This window comes from uncultured Maribacter sp. (assembly GCF_947500405.1).
GTDB lineage: Bacteria > Bacteroidota > Bacteroidia > Flavobacteriales > Flavobacteriaceae > Maribacter_B.
Genome location: NZ_CANMRY010000003.1, coordinates 42,825 through 67,471, shown reverse-complemented (window position 1 = coordinate 67,471; position 24,647 = coordinate 42,825). Strand labels below are relative to the sequence as shown.

General features: G+C 31.7%; 18 protein-coding genes. 9 read left to right on the top strand and 9 right to left on the bottom strand.

Features of this window, described 5'->3' with window-relative positions; genetic code table 11:
* Positions 1–2: 2 nt before the first annotated feature.
* Both Q0945_RS04805 and Q0945_RS04800 read right to left on the bottom strand, forming a co-directional pair.
* Positions 3–944, bottom strand: a complete 942-nt coding sequence (locus Q0945_RS04805) for a type IX secretion system membrane protein PorP/SprF (RefSeq protein ID WP_298484237.1) — start codon at positions 942–944, stop codon at positions 3–5.
* Between the two features lie 36 nt (positions 945–980).
* Positions 981–3,869 carry a gliding motility-associated C-terminal domain-containing protein gene (locus Q0945_RS04800; RefSeq protein ID WP_299431328.1) on the bottom strand — a complete coding sequence of 963 codons (2,889 nt, stop codon included), beginning with the start codon at positions 3,867–3,869 and terminating at the stop codon, positions 981–983.
* A 230-nt stretch (positions 3,870–4,099) separates the two neighbouring features.
* Between Q0945_RS04800 and Q0945_RS04795 the strand changes: the two genes are divergently transcribed.
* Together Q0945_RS04795 and Q0945_RS04790 are read left to right on the top strand one after the other, a co-directional pair.
* Positions 4,100–5,458 carry a Mur ligase family protein gene (locus Q0945_RS04795; protein WP_299431325.1) on the top strand — a complete coding sequence of 453 codons (1,359 nt, stop codon included), beginning with the start codon at positions 4,100–4,102 and terminating at the stop codon, positions 5,456–5,458.
* A gap of 67 nt (positions 5,459–5,525) precedes the next feature.
* Positions 5,526–5,708, top strand: coding sequence for a hypothetical protein (locus tag Q0945_RS04790; protein WP_299431322.1), 183 nt, complete (start codon positions 5,526–5,528; stop codon positions 5,706–5,708).
* Here the strand turns inward: Q0945_RS04790 and Q0945_RS04785 are convergent, their stop codons facing one another.
* The gene (locus Q0945_RS04785; protein WP_299431319.1) at positions 5,709–6,152 is read right to left on the bottom strand and encodes a DUF1569 domain-containing protein; all 444 of its coding nucleotides are present in this window, start codon (positions 6,150–6,152) and stop codon (positions 5,709–5,711) included. It lies immediately after the preceding gene.
* Positions 6,153–6,213: 61 nt separating this feature from the next.
* Between Q0945_RS04785 and radC the strand changes: the two genes are divergently transcribed.
* The 6 genes from radC (at position 6,214) to Q0945_RS04755 (ending at position 11,872) form a co-directional block, all read left to right on the top strand.
* Positions 6,214–6,912: a DNA repair protein RadC gene (radC, locus tag Q0945_RS04780; RefSeq protein WP_299431316.1), complete on the top strand. Its 699-nt coding sequence runs from the start codon at positions 6,214–6,216 to the stop codon at positions 6,910–6,912.
* A 12-nt stretch (positions 6,913–6,924) separates the two neighbouring features.
* Complete coding sequence (locus Q0945_RS04775; RefSeq protein ID WP_299431313.1) at positions 6,925–8,220, top strand: polysaccharide deacetylase family protein; 1,296 nt, start codon at positions 6,925–6,927, stop codon at positions 8,218–8,220.
* Positions 8,213–8,902 carry a YjjG family noncanonical pyrimidine nucleotidase gene (locus Q0945_RS04770; protein WP_299431310.1) on the top strand — a complete coding sequence of 230 codons (690 nt, stop codon included), beginning with the start codon at positions 8,213–8,215 and terminating at the stop codon, positions 8,900–8,902. Before Q0945_RS04775 ends, Q0945_RS04770 begins: the two co-directional genes overlap by 8 nt.
* A gap of 62 nt (positions 8,903–8,964) precedes the next feature.
* Entirely contained in the window at positions 8,965–9,510 is a 546-nt protein-coding gene (locus tag Q0945_RS04765; protein ID WP_299431307.1) for a hypothetical protein, read from the top strand.
* The gene (locus Q0945_RS04760; RefSeq protein WP_299431304.1) at positions 9,507–10,940 is read left to right on the top strand and encodes a DUF5723 family protein; all 1,434 of its coding nucleotides are present in this window, start codon (positions 9,507–9,509) and stop codon (positions 10,938–10,940) included. The genes Q0945_RS04765 and Q0945_RS04760 overlap by 4 nt, the downstream gene beginning before the upstream one ends.
* 92 nt (positions 10,941–11,032) lie before the next feature.
* Positions 11,033–11,872 carry a hypothetical protein gene (locus Q0945_RS04755; RefSeq protein ID WP_299431301.1) on the top strand — a complete coding sequence of 280 codons (840 nt, stop codon included), beginning with the start codon at positions 11,033–11,035 and terminating at the stop codon, positions 11,870–11,872.
* Here the strand turns inward: Q0945_RS04755 and Q0945_RS04750 are convergent.
* Positions 11,869–13,146 (bottom strand): replication-associated recombination protein A, encoded by a 1,278-nt coding sequence (locus tag Q0945_RS04750; RefSeq protein WP_299431298.1) that lies wholly within the window; start codon positions 13,144–13,146, stop codon positions 11,869–11,871. The genes Q0945_RS04755 and Q0945_RS04750 overlap by 4 nt on opposite strands.
* 80 nt (positions 13,147–13,226) lie before the next feature.
* Here Q0945_RS04750 and Q0945_RS04745 point away from each other — a divergent pair, with 80 nt between their 5' ends.
* On the top strand, positions 13,227–13,958 hold the full coding sequence (locus Q0945_RS04745; RefSeq protein ID WP_299432239.1) for a rhomboid family intramembrane serine protease: 732 nt from the start codon (positions 13,227–13,229) through the stop codon (positions 13,956–13,958).
* On the opposite strand, the gene rlmB is transcribed toward Q0945_RS04745, so the two are convergent.
* From rlmB to Q0945_RS04720, 5 genes are all read right to left on the bottom strand, one after another.
* Entirely contained in the window at positions 13,959–14,693 is a 735-nt protein-coding gene (rlmB, locus tag Q0945_RS04740) for a 23S rRNA (guanosine(2251)-2'-O)-methyltransferase RlmB (RefSeq protein WP_299431295.1), read from the bottom strand.
* Positions 14,694–14,756: 63 nt separating this feature from the next.
* Positions 14,757–16,229, bottom strand: coding sequence for a SusD/RagB family nutrient-binding outer membrane lipoprotein (locus Q0945_RS04735; protein ID WP_299431292.1), 1,473 nt, complete (start codon positions 16,227–16,229; stop codon positions 14,757–14,759).
* Positions 16,230–16,239: 10 nt separating this feature from the next.
* A complete protein-coding gene (locus tag Q0945_RS04730) occupies positions 16,240–19,524 on the bottom strand; it encodes a SusC/RagA family TonB-linked outer membrane protein (RefSeq protein WP_299431289.1) in 3,285 nt (1,094 codons plus the stop codon).
* Positions 19,525–19,862: 338 nt separating this feature from the next.
* Positions 19,863–21,320 carry a SusD/RagB family nutrient-binding outer membrane lipoprotein gene (locus Q0945_RS04725; protein WP_299431286.1) on the bottom strand — a complete coding sequence of 486 codons (1,458 nt, stop codon included), beginning with the start codon at positions 21,318–21,320 and terminating at the stop codon, positions 19,863–19,865.
* Between the two features lie 10 nt (positions 21,321–21,330).
* Positions 21,331–24,375 carry a SusC/RagA family TonB-linked outer membrane protein gene (locus Q0945_RS04720; RefSeq protein ID WP_299431283.1) on the bottom strand — a complete coding sequence of 1,015 codons (3,045 nt, stop codon included), beginning with the start codon at positions 24,373–24,375 and terminating at the stop codon, positions 21,331–21,333.
* Between the last annotated feature and the right edge of the window lie 272 nt (positions 24,376–24,647).

Below are 24,647 nucleotides of genomic sequence, written 5' to 3'. Positions count from 1 at the left end.
GTTTAGTAGAATCTTGGAGATTTATCATATCCTCTTTGTAGACCAAGTAAATCTAAATCAAACAAAAGGAAAATTTCATGAGAACCAGCACTAAAATCACTTAGATTAGATAAGGTGTAATCATATGCGTAACCAGCTTTTAAACCAGGTAATATTTTCATGTTAAACATAGCATTTACTGCGTCTTCTAATCTGTAAGATACTCCAGCCTCAAATTTATTATGGATCAAAGTATTTAAAGAAACATCAAAGGTAATAGGAGCTCCTTTTACCATTTTTGCTAGCATAGACGGTTTAAGTTTAATATTATCATTTAGGTCATAAACATATCCTGCGGTAACAAAAACATGCATTTTTTCTGAGCCTACAGTACTAATTCCGTTTTGATTGTCTATGTGTTTAGAATTAAGTAAATTAGGAATAGAAACTCCTGCGTAAATCTTATCTCTATGGTAAAAAGCACCTAAACCAACATTAGGGAAAGTACTATTTATGTTTTCATTAAAAGCAATATCATCTTGTGTTTCTGGTAAAGTAAAACCATTAAAATTGCTGTTAAAATTAGTAATACCAGCTTTAAGCCCTAAAGCTAATCTGCTTTCTTCATCTAATTTAAGACTATAGGCAAAATCTGCAAAAATGTTATTTTCTTTTAAAGCACCATCTCCAATTTCATCTTTTATAAAAGAAATCCCTGCTTCTACTTTTTCTGTAAGAGCAGCATGCGCAAAGAAGGTTAATGTTTTTGGTGACCCTACAGCAGAAGCCCATTGACTTCTGTATAGTGTTCCAAAGTTTATTACACTAAGATTGTTCGTTGTATAAGCTGGGTTTATAACACTCATATTATACATGTACTGGGTATATTGTGGATCCTGTTGCCCTTTTACATAAGAGGAATGTAATAACAACAGAAAGAAAAAATATAGAAATGTTTTTTTCATTATTATTTTATTAATGATAGTTGGTTGGTGTATAGTTTATCTATTAAGGTATAAGTCGCCTTGAATTGGGTTATAGCCTTCTTTATTGTAGTTTATTATATAAAAATAAACTCCGTTTGGTGCAACACTACTTTTGTTATTGGTACCATCCCAAGCAGGGTTATTTATATCTCCTTTAAACATGCTACTACCGTATCTATTAAGAATTTCTAAGGTAAAGTCAGGAAATATTATTTCTATGTTTGGAATAAAATACAAATCGTTTTTACCATCTCCGTTAGGGGAAAATGCATCTGGAATAAAAAAGTTGTATGCATCTGGTTCACAATTACTAAGAAGTATTGTTACCGCGAAACGTTCTGGGTTAATACAACCAGTAATTGGGTTATAGCTTTCTGCATAGTACATTGCATTTGCAACTAAGGGGGTACTACTATCTAATGGTGTAGTACTTTCTGCGTCATTAAACCAACGGGTTTCGTAGGAATTAGAGTTTTCTAAAACAGCTAAATTAGTTACGGTTGGGTTGTCTAAACCGCATAAACTTAATGTTGTAAACTCTAGAGTAGCTGGTTCTAATTCATGTACTATTGGTGTAACCTCTACACGATCTGTACTATGACAGCCGTTAGAATTTTCAGAGCTTGCAAAGTAGCTAATTCCGTTTTCTAAAATAGTAGTTTGGTCAAGTAAGTTACCACCAGTTAAAGCATCATACCAAACAGTAGTATCTCCGTTTGGAACATTTACACTAAGGTTACTTACTGTAGCATTATCCGCAGCACAAAACTCTGGATTAGTTTCTGTAACGGTAGGTCCTTCTGGATTAGTTAGCATAGTAACTACCTGTACTCTATTAGATCCTTCACAATTATTATTTAAATCGGTATTAGATATAAAATAATCTTCTCCATTTACAAGAGCAGTTGTTATTGGTAAAATAGAAGTGTCTGTAGCGGTACTATAAAAAAGAATTGTTCCAGTAGCTGTAACACTAATATCTTCTAATGTTGGGCCAGAACTAGTATAATTATTTAAGCAAAAAGTTTGTAAGGCATCTGCAACTGGAGCGTCTGGAACGCCACCTCTTGCAAAGTTTTCTTGTAATTCAAAATCAAATTGTAATCTACAAGGTGTAGTATCATTTTGAGAGCTTCGTACACTAACCGTATAATTTCCTTGAGCAAACCCAGCAACATCTATTTGATAACTAGCAGTACCTCCTGTAAAGTTTATACTGTTTTGTGTTAGTACATTATTTGATAATTGATCTATAACATCATAAGTTATAGAATACGTTCCACTTGCTAAGGTTGGAGCATCAATAAGAACATCAATTAAAGTAGCATCACAATTATCATCTACAACTAAATCTAATTGTATTTCTGATGGAGTAGGAGTAATAGAACTACTAGAGCTTAAAGTACATCCTAAATCTAAACCACCAACTACATCAAAATTAAAATCATAATCACCACCTTCTACAAAATTAGTTCCTGGTATAGTAAAGGATGCAGTACCATTTGAAAAACTAAGAGCATTTTCTGATAAGTTTGTTATTATGCCACTAGGACTAGTAATACTATAATCTATAGTATGAGTTTGATTTGATAAAACTTCTGTATTATCAAAAATATTCATGAAGTCTACAGTTACATCAGTATTAACACAACCATTTGTAGTTGTTACAGATGGGTTTGTTATAAGGAAATCTACCGACGGGACTAGTATGCTAGGGCAAACTCTTTGACTAGGAGATGTACCTACAATGTTAGTAATATTTAGTGTTACGGTACTATTAGTTGGGGCAGTGCTTTTTTCAATGTTAAAAGAAGCAACACCATTAGTTAAAATTGCACTAACTGTTTCTGTTTCTACCACTCCACTTAAACTATATGTAATATCATAGGTTCCATTATATAAATACGTATCATCATAGGTTAAGGAAACCGGAAAAGTATCTTGAGATACACAATAGTTGTCTACTTCTAAAGTGCCTATAAGAGTAGGTAGTATAGTTATGGTAACAATAGTAGAAGATTCTTGACATACTGGATGATAAGGTGTGGGATAAACTAAATAAGTAAAAGAATATTCGCCAATACCAAAATCGTTATATATTTGTTGAATATCTATAATGTTATCCGATAAATCGCTTAATTGGTTGGTGCCACTATTGTCTGACCAAGTACCTTCCGAGTCTTCATCTGTAAGTAAATCATTAAGGTTTACATTAGTATAAATAGAAAAATCTTCATTGTTACAAATGGTGAGACCTTGGGCTTCTCCAGATTCTGCTCTTGGGTGTACTTTTAAAATTATAGTAGAAATGCTTTCTGGGCAACTACCTACTGGAGCTACGGTATAAGTAAAGGTGTAATTTCCTGGGCCAGCTTCCTCTGCATTAAAAAAATTGTCATTTAAATGACCAGTAAAAGTAGCAGGGTCTTCTTCCCATAAACCATTAACGTCTGGTAAAATATCATTTACTTGGTCACCAAGAAACCTGTTTAAATCAACAGCAGTATCATTACTACACGCATTGGCATCTCCTTCTATATTATCTTCACCAGAATAGCCTCCTAAGTCTATAGTAACAGTAGCAGATTCTCCGCAAAGGTTATTAGTGTATGTAAAAACATGTGTTCCTGCGTAATGTATTCTCCAAAGATTAAGAATACCTGTGTTTTCTTGAAGAGCAAAATATACTGCAGGATCATTAGTACTCCAAGTACCTCCTGGTGATTCTCCTATTAAGACACTGTTTAAATCGTATGATTGGTTGTTGCTATCGGAATATTTGTCACAAATAGTAACTGTAGCACTAGTACCTGCACATTGCGCGTTTATGTCTACAGAAAAATTTAATAGACACAAGAATAAAAGCCATTTAAAATAAATAGTTTTTTGATTTTGTTTGTTCATTTGGTAATGGTTATATAGTACTTGAAAACGCCAATGTAGTAGGATATGCTATTTTTTAACATCTTTTTGTTGTATAACCTTACAAAAGAGTTGTTAAATAAGAGAGAAGTATGGTTATACGTATTTAAAAAAGTGCGTTTCATCGATAATTATCTGCTATTATTAGGGTAGAATAGCCTTGATGTACTTAAGAGCTTTACTTATCTTTACGTTTTTTAACTATAAATTTTATGCAAATTCATTTTATTGCAATTGGTGGTAGTGCCATGCACAATTTAGCTTTAGCTTTAGAGCACAAAGGATATAAAATAACAGGGAGTGATGATGTTATTTTTGAACCTTCTAAATCTAGACTTACTTCAAAAGGATTATTACCAGAATCTTTTGGTTGGTTTCCAGAGAAGATACATGCTGGCTTAGATGCCGTAATTTTAGGAATGCATGCAAAAGAAGATAATCCAGAGCTGTTAAAAGCTAAAGAATTGGGGGTTACTATTTATTCCTATCCAGAATTTTTATACGAACAATCTAAGAATAAAACGCGTGTGGTTATAGGAGGTAGCCATGGTAAAACAACTATTACTTCCATGATTTTACATGTGTTAAATTATCATGACGTTAATGTAGATTATATGGTTGGTGCACAATTAGAAGGATTTGACAGGATGGTGCATTTAACGGAAGAGAATGATTTTATTGTTCTAGAAGGAGACGAGTATTTATCTTCTCCTATAGATAGAAGACCTAAATTTCATTTATACAAACCTAATATAGCATTGTTAAGTGGTATTGCTTGGGATCATATAAATGTGTTCCCTACCTATGATACTTATGTAGAGCAGTTTAAAATATTTGTAGATAGTATTGTAAAAGGCGGCAGCATAACATATAATATAGAAGATCCAGAAGTTAAGACTGTAGTGGAAGAATCAGAAAATTCTATACGTAAATTAGGATATACTACCCCAGATTATACTGTTGAAGACGGACAAACATTATTAGACACTCCAGAAGGACAAATGCCAATAGAAGTATTTGGAAAACATAATCTTAGCAATTTGGCTGGTGCAAAATGGATTTGTCAAAATATGGGTGTAGATGAGGATGATTTTTATGAAGCTATAGGTACTTTTAAAGGTGCTTCTAAAAGATTAGAGAAAATTGCAGAAAGAACTAACGCTGTTGCATATAAAGATTTTGCGCACTCGCCAAGTAAGGTTGCTGCAACTACAAAAGCAGTAAAAGAACAGTACCCTAATAGAAAACTAATAGCTTGTCTAGAATTACATACCTATAGTAGTTTTAATCCAGAATTTTTAAAAGAATATAAAGGAGCATTAGATGCTGCAGATGAAGCTGTTGTTTTTTATTTACCAGAATCTGTGAAAATTAAAAAATTAAAAGAAGTAACTAAAGAGCAAATTTCGGAAGCATTTAAGAGAGACGATTTAAATATCCAAACTAATGCAGCTAGTTTTAAGGAGTTTGTTTTTAATAAGAATTACGATAATTCAGTTGTACTACTAATGAGTTCTGGAAATTATGGTGGGTTAGATTTTGATGAGGTTAAAGAACTTATAAATAATTAGAAAATAGTGTATTAAGTAATTTTGTCAGTTTTTCTAGTATGGATTGTTTATTGTAATTGGTCTTTCTATGGAATGTAGACTAAGAGTATATACAGAAATCGTATTTTTTATAAAAAGAAGAGTATCTATAATTCTAGTTGCTTTTATGCTAGGCATGTCTAATGTTATTTTAGAAGAAACAAGAATGATAAATGATACTCGTAAAGAAATAGAGTTGCAAGAAGTTCAGGATAAAGACACTATAAAATAATTAAACACCAAATTGTCTTAAATGGTGGTCCAAATGTTTATATTCCATTTTACCCCATTGGTCACGCGTTAATACCCCAAAAACGGGATGAGAATGCCATTTTTCTCTAGTTTTTAATGCATAAAATTCGGTTACAAGTTCTTTTAGTTTTTCTACTTCACAAGCAAAATCTTTCTCTTCTTTAGTTTTTAATGCAGGTGCTGTTGGCAAACTTTTACGCCAAGGTTTATCATTATACATAGATTTTTTAACAAATAGTTTAATAATAAAGTTTGCTTTCTTATCCGATTCTTTATTTTTAATAGCAATTTTTAAAGGATATTGACAATGCCATGCCATTTGACCTAGAGACATTTTTCCCCATTGTCTTTGAGAATTATCCTTTAAATTATTTATTCTATGTAGCACTTCCTTGTAAGCGTCTTCGTTAAATAATGATTTCATAACACTGTTTTATTACAATGGAAATTTACATATAAATTTTTAAGTTCACTATCTTTAAGCCATGCAAGAAAAAGTAAGTTCGCTTTCTATTAAGCATTGGGCTGATGATGATAAACCTAGAGAAAAGTTATTTCATAAGGGAAAATCTGTTTTATCAGATGCAGAATTAATAGCAATTTTAATAGGTTCAGGCAATAGAGAAGAAAGTGCGGTAGAATTATCAAAAAGAATTTTAGCATCAGTAAATAACAACTTAAATGAGTTGGGTAAATTGTCTATAAAACAATTAACCCAGTTTAAAGGAATAGGGGAGGCTAAAGCAATTTCTATAATAGCAGCACTAGAATTAGGAAAAAGAAGAGGGGGAGAACAAGCAAAAAGTATTGTTAAAATTACAAGCAGCAAAGTTTGTTTTAACATACTACAACCTATTTTAGGAGAGCTGCCACATGAGGAGTTTTGGATTATTTATTTAAATAATGCCAATTCTATTTTATATAAAAGTCAGTTAAGTAAAGGAGGTATAACAGGAACATTAGTAGACGTTAGGCTGGTTATGAGGCAAGCATTAGAATATGGTGCTGTAGGACTTATATTGGCACACAATCACCCTTCAGGAACGTTAAAACCTAGTCAAGCAGATAAACAAATTACTCAAAAACTAAAAGTAGCTGCCCAAGCATTAGATATTAAAGTCTTAGACCATTTAATAATAACTGAAAAAGATTATTTTAGTTTTGCAGACGAAAGCATTCTATAATTTTTAGAGCCTATGTTATTAATATATACACATAAGATTACACCGCGATTTAGCTATATAATGCGGCATATGTTTACTAAGATTTTAGGCATAAAAATTATACTTACAACTACGGTAGAAGATTTTATAAAGCATAAGGGGCCTAAAATTACCTATACGAAACAACCATTACAGAACGAGTTTTTTGTACGTAGCAATGATTTGCTTTTTGAGCAAGGAATAAATGCTATAGATATTTCCATTAATGATTGGGATGGGGTGCCAGCTTTTTTTGCAACAGGAGAACGTAGTAGTATTCCTTTTGATGTTTTTTCGGCAAGCTTTTATTTGTTAAGTAGGTATGAGGAATATTTACCACATGTTAAAGACATGCATGGTAGGTTTCCTCCCAAAGAGAGTATAGCCTATCAAAATGATTTTTTACAAATTCCTTTAGTAGATTTATGGGCTTTAAAGTTGTTAGACGCTCTTAAAGAAAAATTTCCAGATGTAGAGGTAGTAAAAAGAAAGTATAATTTTACTTCTATTATAGATGTTACTTCTTCGCATTGTTACGCGTATAGAGGAATTGTAAGAGGTATTTCAGGTTTTTTATTAGATCTAGTTTATTTTAGATTAAAAAGAATTGTACAAAGAGTTACAGTTTTATTTAACCCAAGTAAAGATCCCTATAACAACTACGAATACTTAATAGATTTGCATAAAAAGTATAGCATAAAAAGTATGTTCTTTTTTCAGTTTGCATCCTATTCTACCTATGATAAAAATGTATCAACTAATAATAATAAATTTAAATTTTTAATAAAATCGGTTGCAGATTATAGTTTAGTATCGTTAGCTACATCTTATAGTTCTTTTGGTAATGTAACATTAATCAAAAAAGAGAAAAAAGAGTTGTCTAGTGTTATTAATAGACCCATTAACTATTCTAGAATACGATATAATAGAGTAGATATTCCAGAAACTTATAGAAATTTAGTAGAAGCAGAATTTACAGATGATTATACTATGGGGTATACCTCAGAAATTGGTTTTAGAGCAGGTACTTGTACCCCTTTTTATTTTTATGATATTCCACTGGAAATACAACAACCTATAAAAATACATCCGTTTGCAGTACATGATTATGCTTTAACAAAAGAAAAGAGTGTAAAAGATATTTTATCAAAAGTTACAGTAATAAAGTCTCGAGTAAAAGAAGTTAATGGTAGTTATAATGCTATTTTTTCCAATGAGCTTTTAGGAGGAGATTCTAAAATAAATTGGTTAAAAATTTATACAGAAATTATAAAAAGTAGTAATGTTTAAAGAAGTGGTTACAGATGTTTTTTTTGATTTAGATCATACCCTATGGGATTTTGAAAAGAATTCTGCAATTACATTTGGTAAAATTCTTTTGGAGAATAAGTTAGATATTGAGCTAGAAGATTTTTTAAAAGTTTATATCCCTATAAATTTAGAATATTGGAAACTTTTTAGAGAAGAGAAAATAACAAAAGAAGAGCTTAGATTTTATAGGCTAAAAAAAGCTTTTGATACTTTAGAATACAAGGTGCAAAATCAACTTGTACATAAACTATCTGACGATTACATAGCCCATTTATCTTCTTTTAATCATTTATTTCCTAATGCAATAGAAATATTAGAATATTTAAAACCAAACTACCAATTACATATAATTACCAATGGTTTTCAGGCCGTACAAGAAAGAAAATTAAAGAATTCTAACATTCGAGATTACTTTTCTTATGTTGTAGATTCTGAGATGGCTGGAGTGAAAAAGCCAAATCCAGAAATTTTTAAAATGGCTTTGCATAAAGCAAATACGATACCCAAAAAATCTATAATGATAGGAGATAGTATAGAAGCCGATATTTTAGGAGCAAAAGCTGTTGGTTTTCATACGCTACATTTTAATACGCATAACGAGTCAAGGCACGATTATTGTGATATGATTTATGATTTAAATGAAATAAAAAAATATTTATAGAGTTATAAATATTAGGTGCTATTCTTTGCATTATTTTTTATTCTTAAACAATAGACGGTAGTATGAAAAAGTTAGGTGTATGTTTATCGCTTATAACACTTCTGTTATGTGTGGTATCTTGTATGGAAGACCAAGACTTTGATCAATATAAAGATTTGAGTGTTGTTCCCGTTTATGAAAGTAGCATCTTATATTTAGAATCTACTGAAGATGTTATAAATAATGTTCCTCCAGGCCCTTTTTATTCCCAAGATTTTAGTTTTAACGCTTTTTCTGAAGCTGTTTTTTCAGATAGAGTATTAGATGGTGTAATTACTTATGAGGTAGAAAATACTACAAGTAAACCATTATCCTTAACCTTAGAGTTTTTAAATGATGCTGATGAGGTTTTAGATGCAGAACCTTTTACTATAGATCCCGCACCATCTGGAACTTTACAAAGAGATGTTGCTTATGGTAATACAGGAAAAAGCCTTGATATTATTAGAAATACTTCTAAAATTAGGGTTGTAGCTGTTAATGAAGGTAACAGTACAAGTACTTCTAATGTTTCCCCTCCACTTGTAATATTTAAATCTAGTGGTAAATTTAGCTTACGTGTAAAATGAGAAAATATAGTTTAATTTTTATTCTCATAGCGTTTGTATGCCATTTTGTTACTGGGCAGAACAAGCAGTTGTTATATGATTTTTCAGAAATTCCGCAATCTTTGTTAATAAACCCGGGAACAGAAACAGACTTTCAATGGTATTCAGGAGTTCCTTTACTTTCAGGAGTTTCATTGCAAGCTGGTTCTTCAGGAATATCTGTAAATGACCTTTTTGCTAATGATGGAATAGATTTTAATGATAAAGTAAGAGACCGTTTAATTAACGGTATGAGCCCTAAAGATGATTTAAGTGGTACCTATCAAATAGAATTAATAAATATTGGGTATAGGGGGTCTGAAACAGATAATTTTTATTCTTTTGGAATTTATAATGAAGGAGATGCTATTGGTTATTGGTTTAAAGACTACGCCAAATTAGGTTTTGAAGGTAATGCAGATAATTTAAACAATAGATTTAATCTTAGTCATTTAAAAACTAGAGGAGAAATTTTAAATGTTTTTCATTTTGGAGTTACAAAAGAGATAGACAATAAATTAACTTTTGGGGTAAGGGGTAAGTTGTATTCTGGAATTTTAGATTTTACATCTACAAAAAATAAAGGATACTTTGTTACAACAGAAGGGCAGAATAACCTGTTGGCTAATACAATAAGTGCAGATTTAGAATTAAAGTCTTCTGGAATAATAACATTAGATCATGTCATTGATGGAGATAGTTCTGCTGGCGATATGATAAAAAGAGGTTTTTTTGGCGGTGATTTAGGTCTAGGAGTAGATTTAGGATTTACCTATCATTTAAATGAGCAGACAGTAATAACAGGTAGTTTATTAGATTTAGGCTTTTTGTATCATAGTACAGATGTGTTAAGCTATACTTTAAAAGGAAATGCTACTGTAGAAGGAGTAGAGATTATATTACCAGATGCTATAAATGACCCTAATGCAGATTTTTGGCAAGATTTAGTAGATGAGGTAGAGGGTTTACTGCCATTTGAAGAAAATAGAAAAAGCTATATCACTTTTAGGCCAACAAAATTATATGGTTCTTTACGCTATAATTTTGGAGAAACCGTACAATCAAAAGGAAGATTAGATTGTGATTGTAACCTTTCGGGTGGTAAATCTAACCGGGCAAAATACGCTAATGGTTTAGGGGGGCAGCTTTATGTTATTAATAGACCAAGAGGACCGCAGGCAGCTTTATCTGCGTTTTATCAAAGACGTTTTGGAAACATAATGGCAGTAAAAACAACCTATACTATAGACAAATATTCTTATTCTAATGTTGGGCTAGGTTTAAGCTTGCAAGCGGGACCAATAAATATGTATTTCATGGCAGATAATTTATTAGCTTATAGAAATATTGCGGCTAGTAATTACGCTTCTTTTCAGTTAGGAATTAATATTATATCTTGGGGTAAAAATTGATTTAAATGTTAAAAAGATTAAAATTTTAGTCTTCTTATAGTCAAATTTGGCACATTTATTTCATATTACTAATAACTCTAAAGAATTTTATTTTGAAATATTTTATTTTATTTGCCGCGTTTACAATTAGTTTTTCTTCTATGGCGCAATCCGTTTTTGATGATTATAAATATATAGTTGTGCCAAAAAGGTTTACTAGTTTTAAGAAAGAAAACCAATATCAAACTAGTACATTGGTAAAGCATTTGCTTACGGAAAATGGTTTTACTGCTGTTTATGAAGATGCTCTTCCAGAAGAACTTACAGTAAATAGATGCATGGGTTTATATGTAAAATTAAATGATAACTCTTCTATGTTTAGCACAAAGGCTAGTATCTCTTTTGAAGATTGTGGTTCTAAGGAAATTTTTATAACAGAGGAAGGAAAAAGTAAAGAAAAAGAATATAAATTGTCTTATTCTGAAGCAATAAGAAATGCAATGAAATCTTTAGATGTTGTTAATTATACTTATAAAGAACCCGTAAATGAACCTATAAAAATTAGTTTTAAAAATGATGTAAAAAAGATGGATAACACAGCTCAAGAATCTACTAGTAAAGTCCAGAAAACCCAAGTCGTAAAACAAGAGGCAACTAAAGAGGAGCAGAGTTATAAGAGTGTTGCGCCAGTAAAATCTAATTATACAAAGGCAGTAAATAAAATTATGCCTATTGAATTTAATTCAGAAGAGGTATTGTATGCTCAAGAAATAACAAATGGCTACCAGTTAGTAGATAGTAGCCCAAAAGTTCGTTTAAAGATATATAAAACCTCTGTAAAAGATGTGTACTTAGCTGCTAGTGGTATTATTTATGGTACAGATGGCAAGTGGTATTATGAATATTACCTAAATGATGTTTTAACTACAAAAGAATTAAATATTAAATTCTAAAAGTTATACTTGTCTTTCCATCTATTTTTTAAAAAATCTTTGAGCGTATTTTCTCTTTGGTTATTTCCTGGAGTATAAAAACTAGTGCCAGAAATTTCATTTGGTAAAAATTCTGCTGCTACAAAGTTATTTTCATAGTTATGCGCGTATTTGTAATCTTTACCGTAACCAATGTCTTTCATTAGTTTAGTTGGAGCATTTCTTAAATCTAAAGGAACGGATAAGTCTCCAGTTTGCTTTACTATTTGTTGTGCTTTTCCAATAGCTGCGTAACTAGCATTACTTTTTGCTGAAGTGGCTAGGTAAATAGTACACTGACTAAGAATTATCCGTGCTTCTGGATAACCAATAGTAGCAACTGCCTGAAAACAGTTATTAGCAATTACTAATGCCGTCGGGTTGGCTAATCCAATATCTTCAGATGCAGATATTAATAAACGTCTTGCAATAAATTTCACATCTTCCCCGCCTTCTATCATTCTAGCAAGCCAATAAACAGCAGCATTAGGGTCACTACCTCTAATAGATTTAATAAATGCAGAAATAATATCATAATGCTGTTCCCCTGTTTTGTCATATAAAACAGTATTTTTTTGAACTTTACTCATTACTAAATCATTAGTAATAGTAATGTTTTCTTCTTCTTCAGAATTTACAACAAGCTCAAATATATTTAAAAGTTTTCGGCCATCTCCGCCAGATAAGCGCATAAGAGCTTCCGTTTCTTTTAAATTTATTTTTTTGGTTTTTAGTATAGCGTCTTCTTTTATAGCTCTAACTAATAAAGCTTCTAAATCATTTTTATCAAAAGCATTAAGAATATAAACTTGGCATCTAGATAAAAGTGCCGGAATTACTTCAAAACTTGGATTTTCTGTGGTTGCTCCAATTAATGTAACCCATCCTTTTTCTACTGCGGCTAATAAAGAATCTTGTTGTGATTTACTAAAACGGTGAATTTCATCAATAAATAAAATTGGATTTTTAGCTGTGAATAACCCTCCAGACTGTTTGGCTTTATCTATAACTTCTCTAATATCTTTTACGCCACTATTAATAGCACTTAGTGTATAAAAAGGACGTTTACTTTCTTCTGCAATAATGTTTGCTAAAGTAGTTTTTCCTGTTCCTGGTGGTCCCCAAAGTATTAAAGATGGTATAAGACCTTTTTTTATTTGATTTGTTAAAGACCCTTTTTCTCCTACTAAATGGTTTTGACTTATATAGTCTTCTAGGTTTTTTGGACGTACTCTTTCTGCAAGTGGCTCATTCATACCATAAAAGTAAAATAAAAAATAAGATGACAATCTTACAGGATTTATTAATTTGGATAATTTGTTGTAGTATAGTTTATATGTCTGAAAATAATTATTTTAAATTATCTAATAAAGTAGTTATAGCCCCATTTGTAGCTGTAATTAGTATTTGGTTAGTCTATTGGTTAGAGTTAGTTTTAAAAACTAATTTTAATCAATTTGGAGTGTATCCAAGAACCTTTACTGGGTTAAGAGGAGTTTTGTTTAGCCCTTTTATACATGGTTCTTTAGAGCACTTATATAATAATACCATACCACTTGCAATTTTAATAACTACATTATTTTATTTCTATAATAAAGTAGCATTTCGAGTTCTTGTTGTTGGAACTTTAATTTCTGGAGTAATAACCTGGCTTATTGCCAGAAATTCTTATCATATTGGAGCTAGTAGTATCATTTATTTATTAGCAAGTTTCATTTTTTTTAAAGGAATTTTTACTAAATATTATAGACTTGTAGCTTTATCACTTATGGTTGTATTTGTTTATGGGAGTTTATTGTGGTATTTATTTCCAATTAAAGAAGGTATTTCTTGGGAAGGACACTTAGGAGGTTTTATTGCTGGATTGTTTTTAGCGGTTGTATTAAAAGCAAAAACTCCTGCTCCTAAAAAGTATGTTTGGGAGCAGGAGGATTATAAAGAAGAGGATGACCCCTTTTTAAAACAATTTGATGAAAACGGTAATTTTGTAGAGCTAGAAAAAGAAGAAATTAAAGAAGAAATAAAAATTAATTATCACTTTAAAAAGAATACAAATAAAGAAGATTAACTATCTTCTTTGGCGTACTACTTCATATAGGAATACTGCACAGGCAACAGAAACGTTTAAAGATTCTATTTCCCCTAATAAAGGTAATTTAGCAGCATAATCAGAAGCTTTAATTATAGAAGGTGAAATACCTCTGTCCTCTGCACCCATTATTATAGCAATAGGTTCTTTAAAATTTACATCATAAATAGTATTCTCAGTTTTTTCTGTCGCAGAAATTACTTTTATTCCAGATGCCTGTAAATGAAAAACAGCATCTTTTATATGACCAACTTTTGCAATAGGAACTTTAAAAGCGGCTCCAGCAGAAGTTTTTATAGTATCTGCAGTAACTGGTGCAGCTCCTTTCTTTTGGATAATAATACCATCAACACCAGTACATTCTGCGGTTCTAATTATAGCTCCAAAGTTACGAACATCAGATAGTTGGTCTAAAAGTAAAAATAGGGCAGGTGTTTCCTTGTTTTCTGTTTTTTCTATTAATTCCTCCATAGAATAAAAATTTATTGGAGAAATATTTGCAACAGCTCCTTGATGATTGTTTTTTGTTAGACGATTTAGTTTCTCTATTGGTACGTAAGAAGAGTTAATTCCGTTTTTACGTATTAAACTTTCTAGTTCTCTATATAAATCACCTTTAAGACCTTTTTGTAAAAAAACCTTATCAATTGTGCTTTCAGATTCTATTGCTTCTATTATGGCTCTTATACCATATATATGGGTTTCTTTTTGCATGGGTTAAAGGTATAAAAAAACCACTCTGTAAAAGAGTGGTTTTAATAATATCAATTAAAAAGTTTAATTTACATCCCAGAATATTTTGGTTTGCTGTGTATCACCTCCAATAGCTGTAGAAGCTGAAGTATAATTATCACTATTTAATAATTGTTCTTCTACAGGATAAGTATATCTAACTGGTACAGGTGTTGATGTATCTACAGGAATATTTAAGGCAGGAGCATCTAGTTGTCTCCATACAGTCCATCCTTCAAAACCTCTATTGTACATTGCTAACCAATATTGTAAACCTAGTTTTTCTTTCCAAGTACCAGGCGCTGTTGCATATGCTACATCTGTTTGGGAAATATAACTTGTTATATCTGCCTGATCAACTCCCCAATCTTGCATATTTGCTGTAATACCATTAGAATAGTGAGTAGCAGCATCGCCACCAACACTTATACCTAATTCTGTAGCTTGTGCTAGCATAAAAGAAACTTCTGAATAATCTAAAAGTACACCACGGAAAGTAGGCTCTCTAAAAGTTTCATTTAAACGTGTTGTAACATCAATACTGTTTGTTGTACCATATATACCACCAACATAAATTACATCTCCAGAACCATCTGTTATATTATCTCTAAAATATACGGAACGTCTAGGGTCATCTAATGTATTCATATAATCTACGATTGTATTGGAAGGGAAGTAATCTGGCGGTCTGCCACTTTCAACAAGAGTTTCCCACATTGGGTTTGTGTTAGGTGGCGTAGCTTCATAAGTTAAGCTAAAATTATCTGCATTAGATGTGAAAACACCACTTGCAACAGCTTCTTGAATAGAAGTTTGTGCTAATGTTTCCATTGCAGGGAATTCTACTACTCTAATAGCTAATCTTAATTTTAATGAGTTAGCAAACTTCGTCCAACTTGTAATATCATCACCGTAAATAATATCAGAATCTCCAAAAGCAGATTCTCCACTAAAAGAAACACTAGGGTCTAAAGAGTTTATTGCAGCATTTAATCTTACAAATAAATCATTATAAATGGTTTCCGCATCCTCATAAGTTGGTTGAATATTTTCAATTCCTAGTAAGGCATTAGTATAAGGAATGTCTCCAAAAGTATCCACCATTTGTTGCCATGTATATACACTTAAAATTTCAATTAAAGCATTTCTGTTAGCAGTAATTCCTGCATCTAAATTTTCTTCTACAATCTTTGTTTTCGCATCCTGTAAATCAAGGAGCACATCACGGTACATTTCTGACCAATGATTTAAAGGAACACTTCTATTTACCAAATCAAAATTAGATTCAGATGCAAAGTTTCTTTGTGCAACGTATTGCGCCATGAATCTGTAATGGTTTTCGTTAACATCTAAAGATGTCATTTGATTTACCAGACTTTTAGTAGCAGATACGAAAAGCGATCCAGAACTCGTCGTAGTGGGTTCATTAGGATTAATGTTGAACCTTTCATATTGTTCATCTGTACAAGACGACAATAAAATGAATGACAGTAATATATGTAATATTATTTTTTTCATAAGATTTTTTTTAGAAATTTATTTTAAGACTAGCACCTATTTCACGTGTAGATGGATATGGAGAAGATTGATATCCTTGTATAATACCTGCACTTAAACCAGCTTCTGGGTCTGCATAAGGTACATGACTTTCAATAATCCATAAGTTTCTACCAATAATCGATAATGATAAATCTTGAATAAATGTATTTTTTATTAATTTTTGAGGAAACTTATAAGTAATAGAAGCCTCTCTTAGCTTAACATAACTTGCATCATAAACGTTGCTTGCATGAGCATTACCCCAACCAAAAGGTTGATCAAAAAAGTCATTTACAGCAGCTCTAGTAGTATTTTCTCCAACGTTAGTAACAGTGTAAGTACCGTCAGGGTTGAAAGAAACATCACCTGAAACACCGTCTAGTAAAAGACCTCCACCACTAGCAACTGGGTTTCTTACTGGGTTGCCTAATTCATTTACACCTGCAGTTTCTGGATATAAACCAGAAGCTAGTCCATACCATTGATCTAAAGAGAATACACTTCCTCCTTGACGAATATCAACTAAAAAGCTAAATGAAAAATCTTTATATGTAAATGAGTTTCTAATTCCACCAATCCAATCAGGATTAAAATCCCCTAAAATATAGGTACTTCCGTTAGTCCCAGAAGTTCTATAATAATCTCCATCTGAAGAATCAATTACTTTATTTCCATCATTGTCATAAACAAAGTCAGTACCTCTAATTACTCCAAATGATTCACCCACTTGTGCACCAATAGAAACCCCTCCTTGAGGTGAAGCAAATTCTAAATACTCTACACCAGGATAAAGTTCTTCTACAGTATTTTTATTATTAGACCAGTTTAACTTTACATCCCACGCAAATGTATCTGTTTTTAATGGGGTTAAATTTAAGAATACTTCTAAACCTTCATTCTTTATACTACCCGCATTTAAAAATGCGCTTGAAGCACCTATGGCATCAGATAAATTTACTTCTGTTATTAAATCTTCTGTCTTTCTGCTGTAATAAGTTATATCAAATCCTATACGATTATTTAAAAGTTTACCTTCAACACCTATTTCGAACTCTTTCGTTCTTTCCGGTTCTAAGTTAGAATTCTTAAAAATAGTAGGATTCGATAATGATGAATTTCCTCCAAAAGGTGTGTTTATGGTATATGTATTAAAAACATTATAAGGGTTTGTGTCACTACCTACCTCCGCATAGTTAACTCTAAACTTACCAAAGTTTAACCAATCAACATTCTTAACTAAATTTGAAAAAAGTACACTAGCTGTTCCAGAAAAGTAATTAACTCTGTTATTATCTAAAGATAAAGCAGATGATCTGTCTGTTCTTACAGTACCTTCTAGGAAATACGTGTCATAAAAACCAAAAGAAGCTCTAGCGTATAATCCGTCTACCTTTTTTGTCCAATTTCTTGGGAATATTTGCTCACTAGTAATTGGGTTTTTAGAATTATCTAATGTATATAAACGCGGAAGATTTAATCCGCCATTGGTTTCCGTTCCTATCTCATCTTTTTTATCTACTCTTAAGTTCCAACCTATATTACCATCAAAATTAATATTATCTGTAATATTATGATTAAAAGATGCAATAATATCGTAGTTGGTTTCTGAAGAACTATCATGTCTTAAAAAGTATTCTGATACTGAATTAGAACCTATTGCTATTCTTTCGTCTACTTTTAAGTCATAAGAATCCATAGCAACTCTACCTAATATGCTAAACCAGTCACTGACTTTATAATTTAAACTAAAATTTCCAATATATCTATTTCTAGCGTCTGTAGAATAGTTTTCAAATCTTGTCCAATAAGGGTTGTCAAAAAAAGCAGAGGATAAATCTGAAGCAGAATTAGGATTCCACGTAATGTTTTCTCTAGTAGAAAAATAAGCATCTCTCTGTCTATCAATGTTAATGTTTGTTTGCCACCATTGTCTAAAGTCGCGCATTACATTAAAGTCATTATATCCTGTACCGTAACGTCCTTTTCCAGTTGTTCTAGTGTATGAAAAAGATGTAGAAGCAACTAATTTTTCAGTAAGATTGTAACTTCCATTGAACGTTAGTGTATTTTTCTTAATTTCACTATTGGGAACTATACCTTCTTGATTAAAGTTGGTAATCCCTACTCGGAAACTTCCTGAATCACTTCCTCCAGAAAATGATACATTATTAATTCTAGTGCTTCCTGTTTCAAAAAAGTTAATCGGCGTTTTATCCCCAGCAACCCAAGGTGAAAGTTGCCCGTAAGTATCACTAAGTTGTGGATATATATTGTACCATTGATATACCTGCGTATTAGGATTGAATGCTGGTCCCCAAGAAGCGTCTTGATTTACAATTGCAGAAGTTTGTGGCCCGTCTCCTAAACCTAAATCAAAAGATCGAAAATCTAATTGACCAAAACCACCAGCACCATATTCTTGTTGGTATTCTGGAATTGTACTTTTATCTACGTTTGAGGCAGTATAAGAACTTGAAAAACTAATTCCAATCCCCCTACTCTTTTTTCCTTTTTTTGTAGTAATAATAATTGCTCCATTAGAAGCTCTGGCTCCATATAATGAAGCAGCAGCTGCACCTTTTAAAACATTAACATTAGCTATGTCACTTGGATTAATGTCAGATGCTGCATTACCATAGTCAAAGCCACCTCTTCCGCTTTCTTGACTATTTCCTCCACTATCTGCGCTAGTTCTATTAGGGCTTCCGTTCTGTATAGGTATGCCATCTATTATAATTAGCATTTGATTAGAGTTCGTTATAGAACTAAATCCACGATTAATAATGTTTACAGATCCACCTAATGTACCAGTAGCTTTAATGTCTAAACCAGCAACTTCACCAGATAATGCATTTGCAAAGTTTTCTACAGGTATGTCAGATAGTGTTTCGCCTCCTACTTCTTGAGTAGTATAACCCAGCGCCTTTTTTTCTCTTTTAATACCAAGAGCTGTTACAACAACTTCATCTAAAGCTTCTGCGTCTTCTTGCAATTTAACATTAATAGTGTTGGAAGCACCTACTACAGCAGTAGTAGTTTTTTGGCCAATGTAAGAAAACATAAGAGTTTGTCCTTCAGAAGCATTTATGCTATAATTTCCATCAAAATCTGTTTGCGTTCCAGATGTAGATCCTTGAATTACAATGTTAACCCCCGGTAAAGGAAGCCCATCTTGATCAGAAACCGTACCTGAAACTGTTTTCTCTTGCGCAAGTGTAACCTGCACAATTAACGCTAGGAGAAGCGTCAAAATCCCATTTAATTTTGTTCTCATTTTTAAATTATTTGAATTAGCTAATAACAAAAGTCTTAATTAATTGTTAATTACGCAACTTTTATTTGTAATTAATTATGCGCGCATACTATTTAATCTGTAGTAAATTTATTATTTTATTACTTTTTGAGTTAAAAATGTAACATTTGATAGTTTTTCATTTTTTAAATCACAAATTTTGAGCTAAGATTTTATCCTTTTAAGAAAAACAACAATACTATATTATTAAATTATTAAAGACCAAATTTTTAAAAAGTAGAGGTTTGATAATATGATAAAAAGAACAAAAGCCATTCTTTTTTAAAAGAATGGCTTTTTGATAAATTTATAGTTGAGTTTTATTTTTGATCCCACCAAACTTTGTCAGATTTGTAATCTATATTTGGTACATTTTCTGTATTATTTAAAATTGAATTTGTTGGATAAGGGAATCTTTCTGGTATTTGAGAACTATAATTTATTACAGGCAATGGAACATTAGGATATCCTGTTCTTCTGTAGTCATTGTAAGATTCAATTTGTAGAAAATTTGCAATATACTTTTGTTCAATAATTATTTTTTGTGCCGCTTCTAAATTGTTTGGTATAGTTATATTGTTTATAAATGTATTTATATCACTTTCAGATAATGTTAGGGCTCCATTTGTATTTAATTTTTCTAAGTTTGCTTTTACTGCATTTTTTAAAAATATTTCGGAATTACTATATTCAGATTTATGCGCATATGCTTCTGCTACAATAAATAGTAATTCATTGTAGGTCATCCAATCTACATTGGTTGTGTTTTTTATAAAGTAATCATTTGTATTTAATTCGCCTTCAGCTTTTGAATTGGAAACCATTGATATTTCTGAGTTTTGGATTTCTGTTCCGTTTTCCGCTCCAATGATATTACCGTCTTCTTGTTTTAGAGTATATGCATTTAGTCTTGGGTCTGAATTAGAGGACAACATATCAACAATAAATTTATTTATAAAAATATCTGTCGATTTATCTTCCCATTGCGCCCATGGGTTATTTGCATCTTCTTTGTCTTCAAAAGCAAATCCAGCGTCATCATCATTGGAAGAAAATCCATCCATAGCGTATGTTAATGCTAAATCTGCCTGATTTGTTCCTTTTGCATATATTAAACGTAATGCATAGCGAGCTCTAAGGCTGTTGGCAAGTTTTTTCCATTTGGATAAATCTCCTCCATACAATAAATCTTGATTTGTGTTGGCGTTAGAGTTTATTGCAGCAGTTAAAGACGTGTTTGCTTCATTTAAGAGTTGGTCAATAGAATTGTATAAACTTTCTTGAGTATCAAATTTAGGTTTCGTTATTTTTTCATTAAAAGCTTCAGACCACGGAGCTTTTCCCCAAAAGTCAGCTAAAATTGAAAGGGCATACGCTTGTATTACTTTTCCAATGCCAATGTATTGTTGATTGTTTTTTTCTTCGGCTTTAATAATCATAGTATTTGCGTCTTTTAAAACTCCAGTGTATAGACTAAATTGCCATGTGTTGTTTATGTCTGTGTCATCTATAAAAAGAGTAGAGATGCTTCTACTTGAACCATCATCTGCTATTTGTTGGGTCCAAAGGCTTGATACTCTTGCAGGGTAGCCTCCTGCTAGTTCATAGGATAATTGAGTTGTTAGGCTTGGTAATATTACCTCTTCTGTAATTTGCGCATCACTTGGAGAATCCGGATCAGTATTTACATCAAGATAATCGGAACAGCTTATAATAAATAAACTAACAAAGAGAAGTGAACCTAATTTATTTATAAATCTTATATTTATTTTTTTCATAATATTTTTTTTAGAAAGATAGGTTAAGAGTTAAGCTATAACTTTTATTAGATGGTATTTGGAAATTTGTAATTCCTTGTCCATTTCCACTTCCGTATAAGCTAAGTTCTGGGTCTGATCCTGTAAAGGAGTCATCTGTCTTTATCCACAAGTTTCTGCCTGATAAACTTAATTTAGCAGAATTAAATCCTGTTTTAGCTATTAAATTAGAAGGTATATTGTAAGCTAGAGTTACGTTTCTAAGTTTAATAAAATCTGTTTTTTGGACAAACTCTTCATCACCAGCATAGGCATTCCAGTAATTAAAATCTTTTTTTATTGGTATTGTGTTAATTGCTCCAGAAGATTCTATGATACCTTCAATTATAACATCTTTTTCTCTATCTGCGGTCAATATAGATGTTCCATAGAACGATGTGTAAAACTCGTCTAAATTGTATATTTTACCTCCCACTCTTATGTCCATTACTCCAGATAACTCAAATCCTTTATATCTAACATTAGTGGTTAAGCCTCCGGTCCAGTCAGGTGTTGCTGTTCCAGCATTACCTACATCTCCAAACTGTATATAGCCATCGTCATCTAATAAAAGCTGACCTTCCTCATTTCTTTTATATAAGGTTGTCCAAATTACACCATAAGGTTCCCCTTTTCTAATAAAAATACCAGGATTTGTAAAACCAGATAACCTAACAGATTCTACTCCTTCTGCAAGTTCTATAACTTTACTGTTATTTTTAGAGTAATTAACTCCTATGTCCCAGCTAAAATTTTTAGTTTCTATTGGAGTGGCGCTTAAAGCTATTTCTATACCTTTATTTTCAATGGACCCTGCATTTTTAAAAATTGAACTAAAACCTGTTTCTGCCGCTAATGGTACTTCAAAAATTTGATCTTCACTTTTTCGGTCATAATAATTGATTTCTATTCCAAGTCTGCTTTGAAAAAACTGTAAGTCAGCGCTTATTTCAACTTCATTTGTAAATTCAGGAGTTAATTCAGGGTTCCCTTTTATAGCGCTCTGAACGTAACTTCCTGATCCTTGAAACGGGAAGTTTATGTTTCCTCTTTGTCCATCTCTAGGATTAGCCTTTATGTTTCCTGTTATTGTTGAGTATTCTGGAGCATCTTTTCCTATTCTTGAATAGGAACTTCTTAGCATGGCTCTATTAAGAGTGCCTTGTAAATCAAAAACTTTTGCTAAATCTAAACCTAAACTTCCAGAATAATAAAAGAAGGAGTTTTTGTTTGATGGTAGTGTAGAGGACCAATCATTTCTTCCGGTTAAAGTTAAAAATAGATAATCATCATAACTAAAATTTGCTTGACCATAGAAAGAATAGTTTCTTTTTATGGTGGTTTCCTCATCGGTTTGTAAAGATGTTGTATTAGAAAGGTCATAAAAGTTTGGTATAACAAAAGAGGCACCTTCAGCATATAGTGAAGAAAATTTTCTGTCGAATAAATTATAGCCAATTAAATAATCCGCACTAATTTTTTCACTAAAGTTTTTGTTTATCGTAAGGATTATATCTGTGTTAAAATCTCTATTTGTTCTATCCGTTTGTAAAACTCTCCCACTAGAATAAGTTCCAATAATACCAGAATTTTCAATAGATCTTGTGCTTGATAGGTTGTAATCTATGCTAGACGTGGCTTTAAGTTTTATCCATTCTAAGATATTGTATGTTAAGGAAATAGACGGTTGAAATCTATTTGTTTTTGAAGTTAATCCAGTATTTTCTAATAAGTGATATGGGTTGTTTCTGTTTGTTCGGTATAAGCGTTGAGATCCGTCTTCGTTTGTAGCAGGTAACAAGTTATATGATATTGGCGCTCCGGCAATAGTCCACATAATAGAAGTTCTTCCGTTTCCTTCAAAAGGTCTTTTGTTTATACTATTGGTGTAACTTAATCTTGCGTTTACACTTAGTTTTTTGGTTATGTCATGAGAAGAATTAAATAGGAAAGAATATCTGTCAAAAGAATTGGTTTGAACCGTTCCTTCTTGATTAAAAATACCTACAGATGCATAATAGGTTGAACTTTCTGATCCACCTCTTACGCTTAAGGTATTGTCTTTTGTAATACCAGTTCTGAATATATCATAGGGGTTGTATTGAGGTATTCCTAACTCAGAAATTTTTGGTCCCCAGCTTAATGATGTTTGATCCCCAGGTTCTCCAGTTCTATAATTTCCTTCAGAACCTTGGGCATATATTTGTTGGCGCTTTGGTTCAATAATATTGCTAATAGTGGTGGAAGATTTAAAATTAAATTGAGCCGAACTGTTTTTGTTTCCTTTGTGGGTGTCAATTACAATTACACCATTTGCTGCACGGGAACCGTATATTGCGGATGCTGCAGCTCCTTTAAGAATGGTAATGTTTCTAATTTGATCAGGAGAAATGTCTATTGATCCTCCAGATGTGCTGCCGTAGAATAATGCTTGGTCTTCATCTCTAGAATCAAACTGATTTTCTGTGTTAGATACAGGAATTCCGTCAATTACATACAAAGGGGTGTTGTCATAATTTAAAGAAGATACACCACGGATTAAAATTCTTGAAGAGCCCCCTGCTAAACCCGAAGAGCTATTTATTTGTACACCCGTAGTTTTTCCTGCAAGTGCGTTAACAAAATCTGTTTCATGGGCATCTAGTATTTTTTCAGTGTCAACTGTTGCTACAGAATATGCAAGCTTACTAGGGTTTTTACTTTGTCCTAAACCTATAACAACAACTTCTTCAAGTGCTTCAGCATCTTCTTCCATTGTTATGTTTATAGTGGTTTGTGTTTTTATTATTATTCTGATTTCTTTTTGTCCCAGATAGGAAAAGAGGATGGTTTGTCCTTGATTTCCATTTATAGAATAGTTTCCATCAAAATCTGATTGTGTTCCTTTGGGGGTTCCTTCAATTAATATGTTTACTCCAGGTAGCGGTATACCGTCTTGGTCAAAAATAGTTCCGGAAATTGTTTTTTCTTGAGCAAATGAAATTTGCATAATAAACCCTATAAAAATTATACAGGTTTGTTTTAAGATTTTTTTCATTCTATTTTTTTTTGATTGATTATTTCAAAAGTGATAATTTCTTACTAAAGAAACAATTATTCTTATGTTACTAACATAATTAAAAATGTTTGTTATGTTATGTATATATGAGTTGCGATGGAAATACCTTCGTAAATTTCATATAATTTTTTCTATAAACGTAAATTTGACATAATTGTAAGTTTTTTACTACAATACTATAAAATAACGCTTAATTTTTGTTTTTATTTAATGATAGTGATTTTAATGTGTTTCTAATAGTTTTTTTGATA